Source organism: Variovorax sp. AC103, assembly GCF_979254005.1.
Map to the genome: position 1 here is coordinate 1 of NZ_CEEDFC010000115.1, position 233 is coordinate 233.

1 protein-coding gene is annotated in these 233 nt (G+C 71.2%); it reads left to right on the forward strand.

What is annotated here, in order from left to right:
* On the forward strand, positions 1-233 hold a 233-nt coding region (locus AC0IYU_RS35025; protein ID WP_472127015.1), incomplete at both ends, for a cupin domain-containing protein.

The following is a 233-nucleotide window of genomic DNA, read 5'->3' on the forward strand; positions in this document are numbered from 1 at the left end:
CACGCGGGTGCCGCTGGAAGAGGGCAGCCTCGTGATCCTGCCCAGGGGCGCGGCGCATGTGCTGCGCACCGCGGGGCGCGAAGCCCGCACAGATGCAGATGCCGAAACCGCAGGCCGGGGTCCGGGCCGCGCAATCCGGCTGCGGCATGGCGAATTGCTCGACCTGAAGTCCAACCTGCGCCAACCGGCCCAGGCCGACACCGACATCCTCTGCGGCGAGTTCGAGTTCCCGG